The 21025-nt window shown below is 64.0% G+C and carries 16 protein-coding genes; 15 read left to right on the plus strand and 1 reads right to left on the minus strand.

Annotated features, from left to right (window positions below; translation table 11 throughout):
* The first annotated feature begins 459 nt into the window (after positions 1 to 459).
* From WFP39_RS07215 to WFP39_RS07250, 8 genes are all read left to right on the plus strand, one after another.
* Complete coding sequence (locus WFP39_RS07215) at positions 460 to 3309, plus strand: monovalent cation/H+ antiporter subunit A (RefSeq protein WP_336918623.1); 2850 nt, start codon at positions 460 to 462, stop codon at positions 3307 to 3309.
* The gene (locus WFP39_RS07220; protein ID WP_336918624.1) at positions 3306 to 3674 is read left to right on the plus strand and encodes a Na+/H+ antiporter subunit C; all 369 of its coding nucleotides are present in this window, start codon (positions 3306 to 3308) and stop codon (positions 3672 to 3674) included. Before WFP39_RS07215 ends, WFP39_RS07220 begins: the two co-directional genes overlap by 4 nt.
* Positions 3674 to 5197: a monovalent cation/H+ antiporter subunit D gene (locus WFP39_RS07225; RefSeq protein ID WP_336918626.1), complete on the plus strand. Its 1524-nt coding sequence runs from the start codon at positions 3674 to 3676 to the stop codon at positions 5195 to 5197. Before WFP39_RS07220 ends, WFP39_RS07225 begins: the two co-directional genes overlap by 1 nt.
* Positions 5194 to 5685, plus strand: coding sequence for a Na+/H+ antiporter subunit E (locus tag WFP39_RS07230; protein ID WP_336918627.1), 492 nt, complete (start codon positions 5194 to 5196; stop codon positions 5683 to 5685). Before WFP39_RS07225 ends, WFP39_RS07230 begins: the two co-directional genes overlap by 4 nt.
* Positions 5682 to 5951, plus strand: coding sequence for a K+/H+ antiporter subunit F (locus tag WFP39_RS07235; protein ID WP_336918628.1), 270 nt, complete (start codon positions 5682 to 5684; stop codon positions 5949 to 5951). Before WFP39_RS07230 ends, WFP39_RS07235 begins: the two co-directional genes overlap by 4 nt.
* 6 nt (positions 5952 to 5957) lie before the next feature.
* A complete protein-coding gene (locus WFP39_RS07240) occupies positions 5958 to 6332 on the plus strand; it encodes a Na+/H+ antiporter subunit G (protein ID WP_336918629.1) in 375 nt (124 codons plus the stop codon).
* 276 nt (positions 6333 to 6608) lie between these two features.
* Positions 6609 to 7274, plus strand: coding sequence for a hypothetical protein (locus tag WFP39_RS07245; protein WP_336918630.1), 666 nt, complete (start codon positions 6609 to 6611; stop codon positions 7272 to 7274).
* The gene (locus WFP39_RS07250; protein ID WP_336918631.1) at positions 7271 to 8881 is read left to right on the plus strand and encodes a type IV secretory system conjugative DNA transfer family protein; all 1611 of its coding nucleotides are present in this window, start codon (positions 7271 to 7273) and stop codon (positions 8879 to 8881) included. Before WFP39_RS07245 ends, WFP39_RS07250 begins: the two co-directional genes overlap by 4 nt.
* Here the strand turns inward: WFP39_RS07250 and WFP39_RS07255 are convergent.
* Complete coding sequence (locus tag WFP39_RS07255) at positions 8869 to 12663, minus strand: DUF4062 domain-containing protein (RefSeq protein WP_336918633.1); 3795 nt, start codon at positions 12661 to 12663, stop codon at positions 8869 to 8871. The genes WFP39_RS07250 and WFP39_RS07255 overlap by 13 nt on opposite strands.
* 107 nt (positions 12664 to 12770) lie before the next feature.
* Here WFP39_RS07255 and WFP39_RS07260 point away from each other — a divergent pair, with 107 nt between their 5' ends.
* From WFP39_RS07260 to WFP39_RS07290, 7 genes are all read left to right on the plus strand, one after another.
* Entirely contained in the window at positions 12771 to 13547 is a 777-nt protein-coding gene (locus WFP39_RS07260; RefSeq protein WP_336918634.1) for a hypothetical protein, read from the plus strand.
* A complete protein-coding gene (locus WFP39_RS07265) occupies positions 13534 to 15234 on the plus strand; it encodes a RyR domain-containing protein (protein WP_336918636.1) in 1701 nt (566 codons plus the stop codon). Before WFP39_RS07260 ends, WFP39_RS07265 begins: the two co-directional genes overlap by 14 nt.
* 157 nt (positions 15235 to 15391) lie before the next feature.
* Positions 15392 to 17020, plus strand: coding sequence for a peptide ABC transporter substrate-binding protein (locus WFP39_RS07270; RefSeq protein WP_336918637.1), 1629 nt, complete (start codon positions 15392 to 15394; stop codon positions 17018 to 17020).
* 33 nt (positions 17021 to 17053) lie between these two features.
* Entirely contained in the window at positions 17054 to 17971 is a 918-nt protein-coding gene (locus WFP39_RS07275) for an ABC transporter permease (RefSeq protein WP_336918638.1), read from the plus strand.
* Complete coding sequence (locus WFP39_RS07280) at positions 17964 to 18875, plus strand: ABC transporter permease (RefSeq protein ID WP_336918639.1); 912 nt, start codon at positions 17964 to 17966, stop codon at positions 18873 to 18875. The genes WFP39_RS07275 and WFP39_RS07280 overlap by 8 nt, the downstream gene beginning before the upstream one ends.
* 6 nt (positions 18876 to 18881) lie before the next feature.
* Positions 18882 to 19928: an ABC transporter ATP-binding protein gene (locus WFP39_RS07285; protein WP_336918640.1), complete on the plus strand. Its 1047-nt coding sequence runs from the start codon at positions 18882 to 18884 to the stop codon at positions 19926 to 19928.
* On the plus strand, positions 19925 to 20944 hold the full coding sequence (locus WFP39_RS07290; RefSeq protein WP_336918641.1) for an ABC transporter ATP-binding protein: 1020 nt from the start codon (positions 19925 to 19927) through the stop codon (positions 20942 to 20944). Before WFP39_RS07285 ends, WFP39_RS07290 begins: the two co-directional genes overlap by 4 nt.
* Positions 20945 to 21025 lie beyond the last annotated feature (81 nt).

A 21025-nucleotide genomic window follows, 5' to 3' on the forward strand; every position in this document is an offset into this window, starting at 1 on the left:
CAGGCTCCGGATCATGGCTTGGGCATATTCCGCATAAATCGTATCGAGGGCTGAATGGCCGAAGCCCGCCTTGCTGCGATGCAGCACAAGGCAATTTCTGGCAACCCCGTCCACGGGCGCCGATCACCCGAAAGCCGCCCCTCCGTACCCGACGGCGCAGCCTCGCGGATACACCTCCTGCGGCTTCCCAGCCTAGGCCGGGAAGCCTAAATCGGCCGTATTCCCTTTGACACAAATGCCCCGATCATTCAGGCAGAACCAACGCCCGAACAATCCGAAACAGAGCCAGGACACCATGTCGCCTCGACCCTGTTACCCATATGCAGCCTTGCCCACGCACGGATTTGAAATCCGGGAACCATTTGTCAGAATGGCGCATTCAGCCTTGGCTGATCGACCATGGCGCGTGCGCGATTATGCCCGGTTGCAGCGCTGCAGCCTGCCTGGGGGAACTTACCTTTGGACCTGATCCTGATTTCGCTGCTCCCGTTTCTGGGATCGCTGGGGGTTGCGCTGGCCGCGCGCGCGCCGCGCATGGCGCACGCCGCCCTTGCCGGCAGCTTCAGCCTTGCCGCGTTGCTGCTGGTGCTGGCAAAGGCGCCCGCCGTTCTGGCCGGGCAGGATATTTCCGCCCGCATCGAATGGGTTCCGGCCATTGGGCTGAATGTCAGCTATTTCCTCGATCCGCTGGGGCTGATGTTTGCCGGGCTGATCCTGGGCATCGGGCTGCTGATCATCATTTACGCCGCTTTCTACCTCTCGGCGGCCGATTCCTCGGCGCGGTTCCTCAGTTTCCTGATGCTGTTCCAGGGCGCGATGCTGGGCATCGTGATGTCGGACAATATCCTGCTGCTGCTGGTATTCTGGGAATTGACCAGCCTGTCCTCCTTCCTGCTGATCGGGTTCTGGCGGCATCTGGCCGAAGGGCGGCAGGGCGCGCGGATGGCGCTGGCGGTGACCGGCGGCGGAGGCCTCGCGCTGATCGCGGGGATGCTGGTGCTGGGCAATATCGCCGGATCTTACGAGTTGACCGAGATCCTGGGCGCGGGCGAAGTCATTCAGGCCTCGCCGCTGTATCCGGTGGCACTGGTGCTGATCCTGATCGGCTGCTTCACCAAATCCGCGCAGTTCCCGTTCCAGTTCTGGCTGCCGCAGGCCATGGCCGCGCCCACCCCTGTCAGCGCCTATCTGCACAGCGCCACCATGGTGAAGGCGGGCGTGTTCCTGCTGGCCCGGCTGTGGCCGGTGCTGGCGGGCACGGATCTGTGGTTCTACCTTGTTGCCACCACGGGCCTTGTCACCATGCTGGTTGGCGCAGCGATCGCGTTGTTCAAGACTGATCTGAAAGCGCTGCTTGCCTATTCCACGGTCAGCCATCTGGGGCTGCTGACCATGTTGTTTGGCTTTGGCACGCCTATGGCCGCGATCGTGGGCGTGTTCCACATCCTCAACCATGCCACTTTCAAGGCCGCCCTGTTCATGAATGCAGGTATCGTCGATCACGAAGTCGGCACACGCGACACGCGGCAACTGGGCGGATTGCTGCATCTCATGCCGATTGCGGCCACGCTGGGCATTGTCGCGGCGCTGTCGATGGCGGGGATTCCGCCACTCAACGGCTTCCTGTCGAAGGAAATGATGCTGGAAGAAGCCGCTCACACAGCCTGGGCGGGCAGCGCCTGGCTGGTCCCGGTGCTGGTGACGCTGGCCGCGCTGCTGTCGGCGGCTTATTCGTTTCGCTACATCGTCGCTGTCTATTTCGGCCCGCGCCGCACCGATTATCCCAAAACCCCGCACGATCCCGGAATTGGCCTGTGGGGGCCGCCCGCTGCGCTGGTCGTGCTGGTTGTCCTGATCGGCCTGTTTCCGCAGACACTGGCGGGGCCGCTGGTGCAGGCGGTTTCGGGTGCGGTGATCGGCGGGGAGCCGCCCGCTTACAAGCTGGCCTTGTGGCATGGCTTCAACGCCGCCCTGTTGATGAGCGTGCTGGCCGTGGCGGGCGGCGCGCTGGTGCTGTGGCGGTTCGGATTGGCGGAACGCATCTGGCAACGCCTGCCCGTGCCGGTTGCAAAAGACCTGTTCGAACGCTTCATCGCAGGCCTTGTGCAAGGCTGCCGCTGGCTGAGCGATGGTATCAATAACGGGTCGCTGCAACGCACGCTGTTCGTGTTCTTCCTCGCTACGCTGGCGCTGGGGGCCGAAGGGATGAGCGGTGGCAGCTACGCGGCGGGCACGCGCGAGACGCTGCCCGCCTCGCCCATTACCGTAATCGCATGGCTGGCGCTGATTGCCGGTGTGGTCGCGGTGGTCGTGTCGGAACACAAGCGCTTCCTGGCGCTGATCTATATCAGCGTCGTCGGGCTGATCGTGTCGCTGGGCTTTATCTATCTGTCAGCGCCCGATCTGGCACTGACGCAAATATCGGTGGAAGTGGTGACCATCCTGCTTCTGCTGCTGGCGCTCAACCTGCTGCCCAAGATTACTTTGCCGCGCAGCGCCAGCGTGCGCCATGTGCGCGACGCCGTGCTGGCGATCGGGGCGGGCGGCGGAGTGGGCTGGCTGGCCTATGCCGTGATGACGCGCGCGCCCAACGATCCCATTTCCGCTTTCCACTGGGCGCAATCGAAGCCGGGTGGCGGCGGCACCAATGTCGTCAATGTGACGCTGGTGGATTTCCGCGGGTTCGACACCTTTGGCGAGATCATTGTGCTGGGGATCGCGGCGCTGGCGATTTATGCCTTGTTGCAAACCGCCACGCGCGGCGCGTCGGGCGCGCGGCTGCTGGCGTGGATACCCGATATCGTCCGCTCGCCCGAACGGCACCCGATGATGCTGGTGGTCGCCAGCCGCCTGATCCTGCCGATTGCCATCGTGGTGGCGCTGCACATCTTCCTGCGCGGGCACAACCTGCCCGGCGGCGGCTTCATCGCGGGGCTTGTGTTTGCCATTGCCATGCTGATCCAGTTCATGGCGTCGGGCTTTGAATGGGCGGAGGAGCGGCGACGCACCGAACGGCACGCACTGATCGCGTTCGGCGTGCTGATTGCGGCGGCCACGGGCCTCGGATCGCTGGCCTTTGGCGCGCCCTTCCTCACCAGTGCGTTCGGCTATTTCCACTTCCCCGTTGTGGGCGAAGTCGAGCTGGCAACCGCGCTGCTGTTCGACATTGGCGTGGCGCTGACGGTGGTGGGCGCGGTGCTGCTGGCGCTGGGCCAATTGTCCAACATTGCCCAGCGCGCCGAAAAGCTGGAGACACCAAAAGAGGCCATGGACATCGACCCCACACGCGAAGCGGAGGCACAGCGATGAGCGTCGAATTTCTAGTCGCCAGCGCGATTGGCGTGATGACGGCTGCGGGCATCTACCTCACGCTGCGCGGTCGCACTTTTTCGGTCGTGCTGGGCCTTGCCATGCTGTCCTATGCAATCAACGCCTTCCTGTTTTCGATGGGTCGGCTGGTGATCGATCAGCCGCCGATCTGGTCTGCCGATACGGCCACCTATACCGATCCGTTACCCCAGGCGCTGGTGCTGACCGCTATTGTCATCGCATTCGGGATGACGGCGCTGGTGGTCGTGCTCGCGCTGCGCGCCTATCTCGAAACCGGGACCGACCACGTCGATGGGCTGCCCAATGACGGGGAACAGCATCCCGATGCCGGGGACGAGGTGTGATGAACCTGATCCTTGCCCCCATTCTGTTGCCGGCGGTCATCGGCGCCTTTCTGCTGCTGCGCACGGCGCGCCTGACGCGGTTGGGCCGCTATGTGTCGCTGGGCGCGATGCTGGTGCAACTGGGCATCGCCGTGGCCCTGTTCGCCCTTGCCGCGGACGGTGCGATCCGCACCTATGCGGTGGGCGATTGGGCGGCCCCGTTCGGTATCGTGCTGGTGCTCGACCGCTTGTCGGCGCTGATGGTGCTGGTCACCAACATCCTTGCCGCAGGGGTCATGCTACACGCTGTGCTGACCGATCTGGATCGGCGCGGCTGGCATTTCCACCCGCTGTTCCAGTTCCAGTTGCTGGGCCTGTGCGGTGCATTCTTGACGGGCGATTTGTTCAACCTGTTCGTGTTCTTCGAAATCCTTCTGATCGCGTCCTACGGCCTGATGCTGCACGGACAGGGATCGGAACGGTTGCAGGCGGGCGTGCAATATGTCGTCGTCAATCTGGTGGGATCGACCGTGTTCCTGGTGGCGGTGGGACTGCTGTATGGCGTGACCGGCACGCTCAACATGGCCGACATGGCGGTGCGCATCGCCAATGCCCCGGCAGAGGATCAGGCGCTGCTGCGCACCGGGGCGCAGGTGCTGATCGCCGTCTTCGCGCTGAAAGCCGCGCTGCTGCCGCTGCACCTGTGGCTGCCACGCGCCTATTCCAGCACCTCCGCGCCGGTGGCGGCGCTGTTCGCCATCCTGACCAAGGTCGGCGTCTATTCGATCCTGCGCACAACCACGCTGATGTTTGGAGAGGATGCGGGCGCGGCGGCGTGGGCGCCGGCCGGATGGATGCTGCCCGCAGCGCTGATTAGCCTGACGATCGGCTTTGTCGGGCTGGTCGCGGCGCGGCGGCTGCGCGGTTTGGCCGCCTTTGCCGTGATCGGTTCAACCGGCACGCTGCTCGCCGCGATGGCCCTGTTCACGCCTGCCTCGGTCGCGGCGGCGCTCTACTATCTGCCGCATTCCACCTTTGCCAGCGCGATGCTGTTTCTGGTGGCGGACTGTGTGGCCCGGTCGCGCGGCGCGCTGGATGACCGGTTGGAACCGGGCGCGCGCTTTGCCGGCATGGGGCAACTTTCCCTGCTGTTCATGCTCACCGCGGTCGCCCTCGTCGGCCTGCCGCCGCTGGCGGGCTTTATCGGCAAGCTGATGATCCTGTCGGCATCGGCTGAGGCCAGTTCCGCGCTCTGGATCTGGTTGGCCATCCTTGGCACCACTTTCCTCGCCATGATCGGCTTTGCCCGCGCGGGCAGCGTGCTGTTCTGGAAGAGTGGGGGGGAGCCGCAGGGCCAGCTCACCGCAGGCACGGGGGCGACGTTTCCGGCCTGGGCCATCTTTGCCGTGCTGGTGGCGCTTGCCGCCCTTGCCGGCCCTGCCACCTCCTTCGCCCAGGCGACCGCGGACCAGCTCTTTGCGCGCGAGGCATATATTGGCGCCGTGCTGCAACCGGAACCCGCCCCAGGGAGTGACCGCCCATGATTGCACGGCTTTTCCCGCATCCGGGCCTCAGCGCCATGCTGGCGATTGTCTGGGTGCTGCTGGCCAACACCATTTCGCCGGGCACCATCGTGATGGCCTGCGTGGTGGGCCTGCTGGTGCCGCTGTTCACCTCCCCCTACTGGAGCGGGAAACCGCGACTGAAATGGAGCTGGGCCATGGTGGATTATGTCCTGGTGGTGATCTGGGATATTTTCGTCGCCAACTTCCATGTCGCCTGGCTGATCCTGTTCCGGCGCAATCGCGATCTGCGCTCGTGCTGGCTGGTGATCCCGCTCGATGTCCGGCAGCCTGAGGCGATCACCGTGCTGGCGGGCACGATCAGCCTGACGCCCGGCACCGTGTCGTCCGATGTGTCGACCGACGGCCGGCTGCTGCTGGTCCACGCGCTTGATGTGGCAAGCCGCGAGGAAGAAGTCGCGCGCATCAAATCGCGTTACGAAGCGCGCCTGATGAGGATTTTCGCATGATCGACATCGCCATCATCGCCGGCTTTGCCATGATTTCGCTGGCAATCCTGCTCACCGTGTGGCGGCTGTTCGCCGGCCCCACGCGCGGCGACCGCATACTGGCGCTCGACACCATGCTGATCAACGCCATCGCGCTGATCGTCCTTTTCGGCATTTACGAGCGGACCGCATTCTATTTCGAAGCGGCGCTGCTGTTGGCGATGGTGGGTTTTGTCGGCACGGTGGCCTATGCCAAGTTCCTGCTGCGCGGCGATATTGTGGAGTAAGTGGCGATGGAACTGCTTGCCGAAATCGTCATCTCGCTCATGATCGTGCTGAGCGGCGTTTTTGCGCTGGTCGGGTCGTGGGGTCTGGTCCGCCTTCCCTCTCTGATGACGCGGCTGCACGGCCCGACCAAGGCGACCACGCTGGGTGTAGGCGGGATCCTGATCGCCTCGATGATCTACTTTCCCATGTTCGTGGGACATTTTTCGGCACACGAATTGCTGATCACGCTGTTCCTGTTTATCGCAGCGCCGATCACCGCGAACATGATTGCCAAGGCGCATCTGCACCGGCAGGGCGCGGGGATCGATCCCAATCCGGCCGACGATATCCGCGAGAACCTGCCCGAACCGGACAAGTGGGCGACCTTCAACAAGCGCTGATGCGGGTCCGCAACCGATGCGGCCGCGCGCGCCGCCCCAAACCAATGGCTTGGCGCATGAATTGGCCCAAGACTCCGCAACACAAATCAACTAGCATCCTGCGACAAGCGGGGGGCAGTCGTGGTGGATGCATCGTTTCAAGGACATTCCCTGCCCGCGTCGGGCCGCGGTTGGCTCCGGTTGCTGCCGGCAGCCGTGCGTCCGCATGACTGGCGCTTCTTGCCACTGGTTCCGGGCAGGTGGCGAACCTTGCGTGGACAGGATGGCCTGCAACTGATGACCCGCTTTGCCGGGGCGCGGCTGAACGACCGCTGGGGGCTTGCCGAAGGGCGCGTGCTGGCGGTGAGGGTCTTGCCGCTGGCCTGTGTGCGCGCGGGCATTCTGGTGGAATACGACCTCGCCGGGCAGTTCGAAAACTGGCGTGCAACCGGCGCCTTTGTCTGGCTACCCAACCGCTTCCTGCCTCTGGAAGGCGCCTCGACGCCGTTCCATGATCTCAATGCCGAAGGTGCGCTGCGGCTCGACACGGCGGCACAGGCAGAACAATTGTTCCGCCTCTTCTGCGCCTCGGTCAACGGAAGCGAAGGCGCATTTTACCCGATGCGCACGGGCTTTCCCACGCGGCGCAGTGCAAGCAATCCCCATGCCGCCCATGCCGCAGCGCAGATCGCCAAGCCACTCGCAATTGCCCGTGACGGGCAAGGCTGGAATGTGGACGCCGCGATCGCCTACGGCTCGCGGTTCTTCGCCGCCCGCTTTGACGTCAACGCGGCCGTGCTGGTTGAAATGATCGACGACGCGCCGCTGTTCGGGGTGATCCCCGGTGCAGTGCCCATCTGGCGCGACGGGGTGCTGCATATCGCCGCTCCCGATCTGGCCGAACTCGGCAATGTTTCGCCCGAACCGGAAGCCGATCCCACCAGGCATGAGGATGCCGCATGATGCCCTTTCCCAACGCCCCTGCAGCCCACCCGACCGGCGTGCCGACCGACCGCGCGGTGGCCATGCGGCTGCCGGAAGACCTGCCCGAACCGGGCCTGCTGGTCGGCTGGTCGCTGGAGCAGGAACATCGCCGCCAACCGGTTGGCTTCAGCTTCGGCAATCCGCAACTCACCCCTGACAAGGGCTGGCTCGACCCGATCCTGCTGGAGAGCGAGGGCCACATCATCACCATTGCCCCGACCGGCACCGGCAAGGGGCGAGGCTGCATCATCCCGGCCCTGCTGCGCCATGAAGGGCCGGTGATCGTGATCGACCCCAAGGGCGAAAACGTGGCAGTCACCGCCCGGCGGCGGCGTGAAATGGGCCAGCATGTGGTCGTGCTCGATCCGATGGGCATCACCGGTGAACAGGCAGGCGGGTTCAATCCGCTCGACCTGATCGACGCGGAAAGTGCTGGTGCGGTGGATCTGGCGACCATGTTCGCGGATGCGATGATCGACGGGAAGGCGGATCCGGAAAACCAGTATTGGTATCAGCGTGCGCAGCACCTGCTCACCGGCATATTCCTGCATCTGGCAAGCCGTCCCGGCACCGGGGAACGCAGCTTTGCGAAGGCGCGTGGATTCCTGGCCGATGTCATGGCCGAACAGCGGCTGGAACCGCAATTTCGCCAAGCCACCAACGACATGCTTGTCAGCCCGCATCCCGAAGCACGGATGGCGGCCTCGGTGCTTCAATCCAGCGCAACCGAAGGGCTCGGCTCGATCCTGTCGATGACGCAGGATGGCGTGGATTTCCTGCGTGGCCCGCTGATCGAGAAAGCGATCGAAACCAGCACCTTCGATCTCGGTGCAGTTACCCGCGGCGATCCGCTGTCGATCTACATTGTTCTGCCGCCGCACATGATGGAAAGCCACGGCCGTCTGTTGCGGCTGTGGGTCATGGCGCTGATCTCGCTGATTACCCGGCGGCGCGGCAAACCGGCACGCTCCACGCTTTTCATCCTCGACGAAGCGGCCCAGTTGGGCACCTTGCCGCAATTGCGCCAGGCGGTAACGCTGCTGCGCGGATATGGCCTGCAATGCTGGAGCCTGTGGCAGGATGTCAGCCAGTTGCGGCGGCTGTATCCCAATGACTGGGAAACAATGGTCAACAATTGCCGCGTGGTGCAGTGCTTTGGCGCGCTCAACCTGATGGCGGCAGGGGCGATGGCGCAGCTCACCGGCTTTGGCGATGCGCAGGCCGTTCTTGATCTTGATGACAGCGAGATGCTGCTCCAGATCGCCGGGGACCGGGCCATGCGGGCGAGGAAGCCGGATTATCTGACCGACCCGCCCTTTGCCGGCCTTTTCGATGCCAATCCCTATCACGATCCGGAGCAGGCGATCATGCCTGAGCCGGAGCCAAGGGTCACCCTGCTGCCCCCACCCACGCCGCCTGTTAGCGCCCCGGATGTCCCGCGCGAGGCACCGCCTGCAGGCGATCCCTTCATCGCGGAACTGCGGCGGCAGGAGGAGGAGAAGCAACGGCGCCGCCGCGAAAGCGAGGAGCGGGCAGCCCTGCCCGATCCCCTGCACGCCAAGGTCTGGAGGGATCAGGCTTCCTGATCGCTGGCCGGCTTGCGTTCAATCACCAGCAGCCCGTCCCTGTCTTCACGTCGCACGTCCAGATCGCCAGCAAGCGCTTCGTCATCGAGCATCTCGATCATGCCCGATGTCGACAGCCGCAACTCGGCCCGGAACAATGCGTCGGAATACAGCACCGTGGCAACATAGCGGAAGTGCGTGCCGACATCGTCCTGCTCCTCGCCGATCGGGGTGAGAGGCTGCAGGCTGTCCGCCACCTCCTCGATCCGGGCGCTGTTGCGCAGCCGCTGGGCCAGTGTCTGCCGGTCCCCAACCAGTTGGAAGCGCCCTTCTTCTCCGCACACATGGTTCATGAACAGCTGGATGTAATCCTGCCGTGCGGTTTCGGTGGAGAAGTCCGGCGGCGAGGCAGCGTTGTAATCGTGGATCGGCGGGGATGTTCCGTTGAGTGCGACAATTCCCCTGTCGTGAACGAGGAACGAGGCAAGACCCGGACGGCCATCGTCAGTGTAGCCCTGCACTTCCACCAGCATGGCATCCGAATAGCAGCCCAGCCGTGCCGCGCGAACGCGGTCGACCTGGCGTTCCCTGGGGAAGTTCGACTGAACATCGAAGGGCTCCTTCCAACCGAATATCCGCGCCAGCAGGTTCAGCGCATTCCCGCCCGTCTCGTCCTGCCATGCCTGCGGCAGAAGTGGCGGCAAATGCCAGCCGCTTGCACGAGCCTTGGCGAGGCGGGTGCCAACCGTGGAGAGGAAGTCTTCGCGCTTGGCGCGATCGACTTTCAGCCGGCCAATCAGGCCTTCCACCTCGTCGGCATAGGGTGGAGGCACATCGCGCGAGTGGTCATAGGGGGGAAGCCTGGGTTCAGCTTCGCCCAGTCGGGCCAGCAGGTCGCGGCAATCGGCCAGTTGCCGGGCATGGCAATAGGGCGGCCCGTCTGCCCAGGCCTGGCGATAGCCCGCCAAGGCGAACTCGCGTGCCTTTGCCGCATCGCCCAAATCGAAATACAGCCGCGCGAGGATCGAGGGATATTTTGCAACTCGCCCTTCGACGGCCCCGGCAATCTGGCGGGCATCCTCGGCACGCCCCAGAGCGATGAGCGAGATGGCCCGCTGCGCTTCGGCGGCGGGTGCATTGGTGTGGCTGGTCTGCCGCATCAGCTTGACCGCTTCGGACAAGAGCGCGTCGGCCATTTCATGGCCTTGCCTGCCACCCTGCCGCTGCAGCCATCCCCCGACCATCCAGAGCCCATCGCTCATATAGTCGGTCAGACCCGATCTTCGCAACTCGTCCAGCGCAGCTTCTGCACTGGGCAGATCAAGCGTATCGCTGGCTATGCGCCATCGGATGCGCTCCCACTGCAATTCGGCCCGAAATTGTTCCGCGAAGTTCCAGTCCTTGCCAATGGCCGGTATGCTGTCAAGCTTCGCCTGAGCCTCGTCCAGCATTCCGCGTCTGGTCAGCAAGTTGGCCTCAATCGCCAGCGCCCAGCCAAGGCATTCGTCGATTCCGCTCTCCGCGGCGACCCGAAAGCCCAGCGAAGCCGCCGCTTGTGCCTCACGAAAGTTGTGCGCTGCGATCAGATCGACCGTCAGGTTGCGCAGATTGGTCACCGTGCCCCTGACATTGCCTTGCTCTGCACTGATCGCAATCGCCCGCCGATAGCGGTCGAGCGCCGCTTCGCTGTCCCCGCTGCGGTGAAGCAAAATAGCCGCCTCGTTGTGAAGGAATGCGCGGATGGGGGCGGAAAAATCATCGCGAAACGTGCTGAAATCGTCGGTCATGAACAGCCGCAGTAATTTGGTGCTGGCATCCAGCGCCCCAGACCGGTGCAGGGCGTAAGACAGACCGCCTACAAAGAGCTCAATGGCGCGATCCAACCGTCCGATCAGGGCATAGGCCACCACGCAATCAATCGCCCGCCCAATATCTTCCTTGCTGGCGAGCTCCTGGCGCGGGTTGCGGGCATAGCGGTCAAAGGCGGCGGCCACGCGCTGCGCCCCCCAATGCTTGCATTCGGCAAAGCGCGAGCCTTCGCACACCACCGAGCGGATCGCCGGATGCATAGCCAGCGCTCCCGTTTCCGGATCGCGCTGCACAAGGCCGCGTTTGCTCAGCCGGTCGAGCATTTGCCGCAATTTTACGGCAGCCTGTTTTCCGTCGGATGAAGCGTGCCAGGCCGGGTCCTCACACCGGTCAGCCGGGCAATGCGGATTGAGCACCTGCAAGATTTCGGGCTGATAGCCGCTGTTGCAAAGGGCCATGGCTGCCAAAAGCCTGGCGTCATCATCCTCTAGGGACGCAAAGGCGACCTGCAGCAACGCCTCGACCTTTTCGGAAACGGCGCCAGACACAAGTTCGGGCCGCTGGCCGCCAGCCTTGTGTTTCACCCACAGGTCAAAATCGAGATCTGGCTCCTCACCGATACCGCGCGGCTCATTTTCAAGAAAATCCTCGATCAGGCCGGGAATCACCTGAATCGCGAGCGGATATCCTTCGAAATTGCGCTCAAGGTAATCCTCCATGGCCTTCACATCGCCGTGGACTCCAAGCAGTTGCAGCAATCGGGCCGCATCCTCCGGTTCCAGTCCATCCAGGGGCTGTCGCCTGACGCGGTCGATCGGTGTCTGGCTGCGCTTGGTGAACCCTTGCGTCAGGGCGCGCGGGAAGATCCGGGAGGATGCGACAATCTTGCTCTTCCTCGATTGGGCAAGACGCTGGAGAATGACGTCGTCATCAGGGTCAATGCATTCGTCACCCTGCCTGCCCGAACGGTCAGGCCTCCCCGCTGCTTCCCGTTCTGCCTGTGTTTCCCTGCCAAGAGTGTCATACTGCCCCAGCAGCCGCTCCATCCCGTCGAGGATGAGCAGGAACGGCTCCTTGTCGATGATCCGGAACAACTGGTTGCCCAGCTCAACCAGCCGCTTTTGTTCCAGATCGGCTTGGCTGGCGCCGGTTATCTCGGAAAGCGCCTCGACCAGCAGGTTCTTCAGGGTCGCGCCCTTCTCGTCGAAGGTGTACCAGAAGATGCCTGCCCAGTCGCAGCCAAGGTTGGGGGCGTGCCGGTCTGCCCAGTGCCACAACATCCGGCTCTTGCCCATTCCGCCAATCGCCTGGATCAGCAGCAGGCTGTGATCGGCGTCTTGCGCGAAAGCATCGAGCAGCGCCAGTTCACGCTGTCGCCCCACCAATTTGGACTTCATCGGATAGGGGGCATTCAGCGCAACCAGCCCGGTGGCAACCCTGCGCAGTCCGGCGCTGGCAAACGCACCGACGGCCGAAGGGGTGGCGCTCCTGTTCAGCTCGTCGCGCCGATTTAAGAGGGTCTTGCGAAGTTCTTTCTTCAGCTCTTCAACGCTCGCGATCGGCATAACAGCACGGCCAAGGCTGGCGCGGAATGTGTCCAGCTTTGCCTTTCTGCCGTCGTGTCGCTCCGCAAAGAGCAGTTCATCCACGTCTTCGCCATGGTCGAAACCGCGTTGGATCAGGAAGTAATGCCGCGACTTGTCCAGCTCAACTGCCCGGCGATGCTCCAACTCGACAACCGAGACGTTATCCGGGTTGCGTCTGGAGCAAGGTATGCAAGTGCCATAACGCTTGCCGACAAGGCAGATGAAAATGTCACATTTTGCCACGAGAGCCATGGAGATATCGATTTCATCCATGTTCGGCGCCGGTGCCTGTTCCATGGATACGTCATCGAACTGCAACTCGGCCAGCAATTCGCTCACGGCCTGCCGGTAATTGACAAGGTCGCGCGTGGTGCTCGAAACCATCACTGTCCATTTCAGCTCTGGCACGATGGTCCCCCTGCTTCAGCCACGGTCAGACTATGCACACTGCACTGACGCTGGCAACATAAGCGCTGGCGAATCGGGCATTTTCCCGAAAACCTGAGGGCACCGTAGTGGCACAGGATCAGGCTCCCGCCCGGCTGCCCACGCACCCCGGCGAAAATGCGGCTTTTACGGTTGCGATCACCGGGCACCGGACAATTGCCCACAGCCATTACGCCACGCTGGAAAGCCGTATCTCTGCCCTGCTGGATAAGGTCCGCGCCCGCATGTGCGCCAGCCGCGCTGAAACGGGAGAACCCTTGGCCACGCTGCGCCTAATCAGCGCTCTTGCGCCGGGGGCAGACCAGATTGCCGCGCGCGCGGCCCTTCTTGCCGATGGCTGGCAGCTTCATGCCTTTCTGCCTTTCGACCTGGACGACTACAGCCGCATTGCCCACGCCGCGCTGCATCAGCGCATGGCCGAGCTAGCGCCCGGAACCGAACCTCTCGCTGATGCCGAGATCGTTGCCGCCATTCATGCCATTGCCGAGCTGACGGACAAGGCGGCCATGGTCCTGCTGCCCGAAGACTGGCTGCCACCCGCGCAGGCAGACGATACGGAGGCGACGCGCTATGCCGCGCTGGGCGAGGCCCTGGTGGCGCAGGCCGATCTGCTGCTCGCGCTGTGGGACGGCCAAGCCCCGCGCGGCCCCGGCGGGACTGGCGATGTGGTGGCCATGGCGTTTGCCCACAGCGTGCCGGTGATCCGCATCGACCCGCAGCCTCCCCATACCGTATCGGGCCTCGCGCCGGGCGACATGTCGCTGGACAGGGGGATCGAACCCGCATTGGCCGCCGCCATCGGCCGTTATGCCACAAAGGGTGTCGCCGAACATGCAGACAGCTAACCGCCGCGCGCGACTTGCCCGCTGGTGCGTGCAGCGCGCCTGGTCTCCGGTGCGCTGGCAGAGACTGGCGCTGGTGTCGGTTCTGCTTGTGCTCACCCTTGTGCTGGCAGCGATCGGCACGGCCGAACGTCACCGGCAGGCCAACCTGCCCATGACATGGCCGCAACTGCTCGACCATGTCTATGCGCTCTACATCTACCTCGTCCCCCAGAACAGCCTGCAATTCGCCAAGGATCTGCACTGGTCCGAAACGGTGGGCAGGATCATCGGCCCGCTGGTGCCGGTGGCAGGCATAGTCTGGCTGGTGCGTCGACGCGCGCTGGGCGAACTGGCCGAATTGCTGATCCGCTACGGCGCCAGCGGCCATGGCGTGATCCTGGGCAAGGATGGCAGCGCAGATGCGTTGGCCCTGGCCAGCGCCGAGGCAGGCGAGGTTGTGGTGCTGGTGGATCCGAGCGTGGTGGACGAGAAGGATCGCCTTGTCCGCCTTGGCTGCGCGGGGGTAATCTGCCGCGCCCAGCCCCCCGCATCGCTGGAACGGGCCGGCACGCTGGCGCTGTGGCGCCCGCTCGATGCGGAGAATATCGCCAAGGCCATCGAACTGCGTGAGGCGGGAACCACCGGCACCCGCGAGATCCACCTGTCAGTGCAATCCGCCGACTTGCAGCGGGCCTTGCTGAAGGTGCCCGCGCTGATGGAGCAAGGCGGAGCGCGGCTGCGCCCGCATTCGCTGGCGGGCATGTCAGTCCGAGCTTCGCTGGCAGGGCCGCAACTGGCGGAACTGGCACTGCGGCGCGGGTCGCGGCAGGTCACCATATGCCTGTGGGGCGACAGTCCTGCGCTGGTCTGGGCCGCAGAACTCGCGCTCAGGCAGTTCTGGTCGATCCGCCTTGGCCCACCGCGTGTGATCTGGGCCGACCGGCCCGCCCATCTGCCCCTGCCTGAGGCATTGGCCAAACTGGCAGATTTTGCGACCGCCGTGTTTTCACCCGATGAACGGCCCACGTTCCAACGGATGAGCCGGGATGACGCCGTGCATGATGCCACTGTCACCTGCCACCTGGTCGATGCCGGCCATGCAGATGCCACGGTTGCGGCCAGTTTTGCCCTGGCGGCGCGGTTGCGGCAGGCCTTTGCCGACCCGCCGCCGGTTCAAGCCGTACTCGCCAACACAATCACCGATGCGGCTGCTCCGCTGTTTGTCACCAATGACCTTTGCTTCCGGCCGCCGATCCTCCCCGGCGAAGGGCTGACCTTGCAGGCGCTGGTGGACCGTGCGCAGGACGAAGAGGCCGCCCGCATTCAAATCGCCTACAACGCGCGCTACGGCCGCGACGGAGCCGCGCCTGCCAGCGGCCCGTGGCAGGACCTTGCCGAAACATTTGTCGCGGCCAACCGCGCGGCAGCCGATCACCGTGCGATCAAGCTGTGGGATGCGCGGACGAGTGGACTGAGCGATGCCGAACTGATCGAGGGGCTTGCCGTAATGGAACATAACCGCTGGTGCGCCGAGCGGCTGCTTTCAGGCTGGGCTCCGTCTGGCGATGGCCCGCGCGACGATGTCCGCTGGCTGCATCCCGACCTCAAGCCGTGGGACGGGTTGAGCGAGGAGGCGCGCCAGAAGGACCGTGACGCCGTGTCCGACCTGCTGAAAGCGCAGCGGTCGCCCGCGGCAAGATTGCCCTGATGCTGCCGGGCGGGCCGCTCTCCGGCTCCGATTGGCGCAGTTAGGCCCCGCTCGGCGTCAGCGCCGGCCTTCACATTCGGTATGAAACGGCAATTTCCGGCATCGCGGGGGAAATCAGCATTTGTCACGGAACGGCAATAGCGCCATGATTGCCGCCATGATGATTTCCAAGGCAACCAGATTCTTTCGCGGCGCGCTCGCCACTCTGTGCTGTTCCCTGTTGCTGGCCTGTGGCGGCCCTACCGAAGCCGACCGGGCGGTAGAGGAAGGCATCCTTCTCATCGGCAATGGATCGGAACCCAAGGGGCTCGATCCGCATCTGGTAACGGGCGTGCCGGAATCGCAGTTGCTGCGCGCGCTGATGGAAGGGCTGGTCGCGCCCGATCCCGTTGACGACCTCGCGCCTGCTCCCGCGATGGCGGAAAGCTGGGAAAGCAATGCCGATTTCACCGTCTGGACCTTCACCCTGCGCGAGGCGAAATGGACCAATGGCGATCCGGTGACGGCGGGCGATTTCGTCTATTCGTGGCAGCGGATTCTCAGCCCCGCGCTGGGCGCCGAATATGCCGAGATGCTGTATGTCATCCGGGGTGCGGAAGATTTTCATGCCGGTCGCACCACCGATTTCGGCCAGGTCGGCGTGCGGGCCATCGATGATCGCACGCTGGAGGTGACGCTGGAAGGCCCGACGCCGCATTTCCTCGGCATGCTGATGCACACCAGTTTCCTGCCGGTGAACCCGCGCGCGGTGGAGGAGCATGGCGGCATGACCGATCGGCAGAGCGGATGGTCGACGCTGGAAAATTATGTCAGCAACGGCCCCTTCAAGCTCAAGGCATGGGTGACCAACCAGGTCATCGAGGTGGAACGCAACCCCGATTACTGGGATGCCGCGACGGTGCAGCTGAATGGCATCCGCTTCTTCCCGATCGACAATGTGGGCACCGAAGAAGCGATGTTCCGCGACGGACGGCTGCATCTCACCAACACCGTTTCGCCCGACAAGATCCCCAGCTTCCGCCAGGAAATGCCCGACCAGCTGCGGATCGAGCCCTATCTCGGATCCTACTTCTACCGGATCAACACCACCCGGCCGCCGTTTGACGATGTGCGCGTGCGCCGCGCGCTGGCTCTGTCGATCGACAAGCAGCTGCTGGTGGACCGCGTGACGCAAGGCGGGCAGGCCCCCGCCACCGGCTTCACCCCTTCGGGCATTGCCGGCTATCCCGCATCCACGGCGGTGCAATACAATCCCGAAGAGGCCAAGCGCCTGCTGGCAGAGGCCGGCTATCCCGATGGCCGCGGCTTCCCTTCGGCCGAAATCCTCATCAACACCTCCGAATCGCACCGCAAGATCGCGCAGGCACTGCAGGCGATGTGGAAGGAAAAGCTGGGCATCGATGTCGGCATCTATAACCAGGAATGGAAGGTCTATCTCGATAGCCAGTCGCAGCTGGATTACGACATCAGCCGCGCGGGATGGATCGGTGATTATGTGCACCCCACCTCGTTCCTCGACATCTTTACCACCGGCAACGGCAACAATGATACCGGGTGGAGCAATCCCGCTTACGATGCGCTGATCCGCCGCGCCCGCGTGGCGCCCAACGAAGCCGAGCGGATGCAGCTTCTGCAACAGGCCGAAGCGATGCTGCTGGGCGACATGCCGATCATCCCGATCTACTGGTATACGCGCGTCTATCTGAAGGATCCGCGGGTGCAGGGGTGGGAACCGAAACTGCTCGACAACCATCCTTTCAAATATGTTTCGCTACGCGCGGGCTGATCGCGCGATGGCGGACAGGTTCGGGGTGACCCCATGCTGAAATTCATTGCCTTGCGCCTGCTGCAGGGGGTGCTGGTCCTGCTGGCGATCTATGCGGCGACATTTTTCCTCGTGGCGATGACGCCGGGCAGCCCGTTCAGTTCGGAAAGGGCGATCCGGCCCGAAATCCTCGCGCAGATCGAGGCGTTTTACGGCTATGACAAGCCCGCGCTCGAACGCTTCTGGGTCGCGCTGGTGAACATGCTGCAAGGCGAATTCGGGCCAAGCGCGGTGTATGCCAACCGATCGGTCACCGCCATCATTGGCGAGGCGTTTCCGGTATCGCTGCATCTGGGCGGGATGGCGTTGCTCATCGCGCTGGGGCTGGGCATCCCGGCCGGTATCGTGGCCGCCGTGCGGCGCAACACCTGGCTCGATTATGTGCCGATGTCGGCCGCGATGGTCGGCATCTGCCTGCCCAGCTTCGTCATGGGGCCGCTGCTCGCGCTGATATTTGGCATTACCTTGCGGTGGTTGCCGGTGGCCGGGTGGTTCGGCCCCGATTACTGGATCCTGCCGGCGGCCACGCTGGGGCTGGTCTATGCCGCCTATTTCGCCCGGCTGACGCGCGGCGGTATGCTGGAAATGCTCAATCAGGACTGGGTGCGCACCGCGCGGGCCAAGGGCGTGCCGGAACGCCGGATCATCTTCCGCCACTGCCTGAAAGGCGGGCTGATCCCCGCGATCACCTTCCTTGGCCCGGCGCTGGCAGGCATCATTTCGGGTTCCTTCGTGGTGGAGACAATTTTTCAGGTGCCCGGCCTTGGCCAGTGGTTCGTGCGCGGCGCGCTCAACCGGGATGATTTCCTGATCCTTGGCCTGACCTTGCTGTTCGCCGCGCTGATCGTGGTGATGAACCTGCTGGTCGATATTGCGCAGGTGGCCCTCAATCCCAGGCTGAAACATGGCTGATCTTGCATCCAAGTTGCCGCTGGCACCGGCACCGCTTGTTCCTGAACAGCTCGAACAGGGCTCTTCGCTGTGGAGCGATGCCTGGGCGCGGCTGCGCAAGAACAGGCTCGCGCTGGGCAGCCTCTTCGTGTTTATCCTGATCTGCCTGTTCTGCGTGGTCGGCCCCTGGCTCTCGCCCTATGACAGCCAAACGCAGAACCTGTTTGGCGGGGCAGAGGCGCCATCGGCAAAGCACTGGTTCGGCACCGACACGCTGGGCCGCGACCTGATGGTGCGGGTGATGGAAGGCGGGCGCATCTCGCTGCTGGTGGGCCTGGTGGCAACCGGCGTTTCGCTGCTGATCGGCGTGATCTACGGCGCAACGGCGGGCTATGTCGGCGGCAAGGTTGATGCGGCGATGATGCGCTTTGTCGACCTGCTCTATGCCCTGCCGTTCACGATTTTCGTGATCCTGTTGATGGTGGCCTTCGGGCGATCGCTGTGGCTGATGTTCATCGCCATCGGCTGTGTGGAATGGCTGACAATGGCGCGGATCGTGCGCGCCGGGGTGATCGACCTGAAGAAACAGGAATTCGTCGAGGCGGCCGTTTCGCTGGGTCTCTCCAACCGCCGCATCATCCTTCGCCACCTGATTCCCAACGTGCTCGGCCCGGTGATCGTGATCGCCACGCTGACTGTGCCGGCGGTGATGCTGCTGGAGGCGTTCCTCAGCTTTCTGGGGCTGGGTGTGCAGCCGCCCGATGCCAGCTGGGGCGTGCTGATCAATGAAGGGCAGCAGAACATGGAAATCTTCGCCTGGTTGCTGATCTTCCCTGCCTTCTTCTTCGCGCTCACCCTGTTCTGCCTCAATTTCCTTGGCGATGGCTTGCGCGATGCCCTCGATCCCAAAAGCGCGGGAGACTGACCGTTCATGGCTCTGCTTGAAGTATCCGGGCTCACCACGCATTTTCACACGCGCAATGGCGTGGTTCGCGCGGTCGACGGCGTGTCCTTTACCGTCGATCGCGGCGAAACGCTGGGCATTGTCGGCGAATCCGGATCGGGCAAATCGGTCACCTGCTATTCGCTGCTGCGCCTGATCCCCGAACCGCCGGGCCGGATAGAGGGCGGAACCGCCCTGTTCGACGGGCAGGACCTGTTGCAGATGACCCCGGCACAGCTGCGCGGCGTGCGGGGCAAGCGCATCAGCATGATCTTTCAGGATCCGATGACCTCGCTCAATCCTTACCTGCGGATATCGACCCAGCTGGTGGAGGCGTTGCAATCGCACAGCGATATCGATGATCGCACCGCGATGAACAAGGCGATCGCCGCGCTGGAGGAAGTCGGCATTCCCGAAGCCTCGCGCCGGGTGCGCAGCTATCCGCACGAATTTTCCGGCGGGATGCGGCAGCGGGTGATGATCGCCATGGCGCTGATCACCGATCCCGACCTGCTGATTGCGGACGAGCCGACGACCGCGCTCGACGTGACGGTGCAGGCGCAGATCCTGGAGATTATCCGCGAGCGGCAGGAAAAGCTGGGCACCGCGGTCATCCTCGTCACGCACGATCTGGGCGTGGTCGCGGGCACCTGCGACAAGGTCAATGTAATGTATGCCGGGCGGATCATGGAAAGCGGCACGACCGAGCAGGTCTTCTACGAAGCGCGCCACCCCTATACCCGCGCATTGCAGAAGACGATCCCGTCGCTGCAGAAGAAGGGTCAGAAGCTGTTCACGATCCCCGGCCTGCCACCCGACCTTGCCCGCCCGATCACCGGCTGCGCCTTCTATCCCCGCTGCCCCTATCCCAAGCTAACCGGGCCGGATGCCGACACCCCGCTGCTGCGCGATCTGGGCAATGGCCATTGCTATGCCGATTGCCATTCGTGCGACAGCAGCGCCCCGATTGAAAGCGTGCTGCCGCAGGAGCTGAAGACCGACGATCTGGCGCCGGCTGGAAGCGCCGCTGTATGAGCGCGCCCATCGGCAATCCCGCCACCGATTTCCTCGTCCTGCGCGATGTGCGCACCCATTTCGACATGGGCCGCACCTTCTGGAGCCGCACCAGCAAGGGCGTGGTGAAGGCGGTCGATGGCGTATCGCTGGTGGTCCGCCGGGGGGAAGTCCTTGGGCTGGTGGGCGAATCAGGCTGCGGCAAATCTACCCTCAGCCGCACGATCATGCAGCTGATCCGGCCGACTTCGGGAGAGATCTGGCTGGATGGCGAGGAACTGAGCGCGATTTCGGACAAGGATATCCGGCATAAGCGCATGAACTTCCAGATGATCTTCCAGGATCCCTACGCCTCGCTCAATCCGCGCATGACGGTGATGGATACGCTGGCCGAGGCAATCCGCACGCGGCACCCGGATCTGCGCGGCGACGCAATGCGCAGCCGCATTGCCGACCTGCTGCGCACGGTGGGGCTGAACCCCGCGCAGATGAAGCGTTATCCGCACGAGTTTTCAGGCGGCCAGCGCCAGCGTATCGCCATCGCCCGCGCGCTGGCGCCGGAACCCCGGCTGATCATCGCCGACGAACCGGTATCCGCGCTCGACGTGTCGATCCAATCGCAGATCCTCAACCTGCTGAAGCGGCTGGTGCGCGAGATGGGCCTCACCATGTTCTTCATTTCGCACGATTTGTCGGTGGTGGGCTATGTGGCGGATCGCATCGCGGTGATGTATCTGGGCCATATCGTCGAACTGGGCAGCGCGGAGGCAGTGGTCGACCGGCCGCTGCACAGTTACACCAAGGCGCTGATGAGCGCGGTCCCCCTGCCCGATCCCCGCGCAGAGCGGCAGCGGTCGCGCATCATCCTGCAAGGCGACCTGCCATCCCCGCTCAATCCTCCCCAGGGCTGCGTCTTCGCGCCGCGCAGCCCCGTGCCGCATGACGAGTGGATGACAACGCACGCGCCCCCCTTCGAGGAAATCCTGCCCGATCACTGGGCGGCCAATTGCCCGTTCTGTGTGGAAAAACCGGCGTAATGCACCGGGTTTGGTGCTGTCTGTCAGACCGCAGCGTGTCGCCGATTGGCAGAGCTGTCCCTACCCCGGCGTCCGCTCAGG

Source organism: Alteraurantiacibacter lauratis (assembly GCF_037154155.1).
GTDB lineage: Bacteria > Pseudomonadota > Alphaproteobacteria > Sphingomonadales > Sphingomonadaceae > Alteraurantiacibacter > Alteraurantiacibacter lauratis.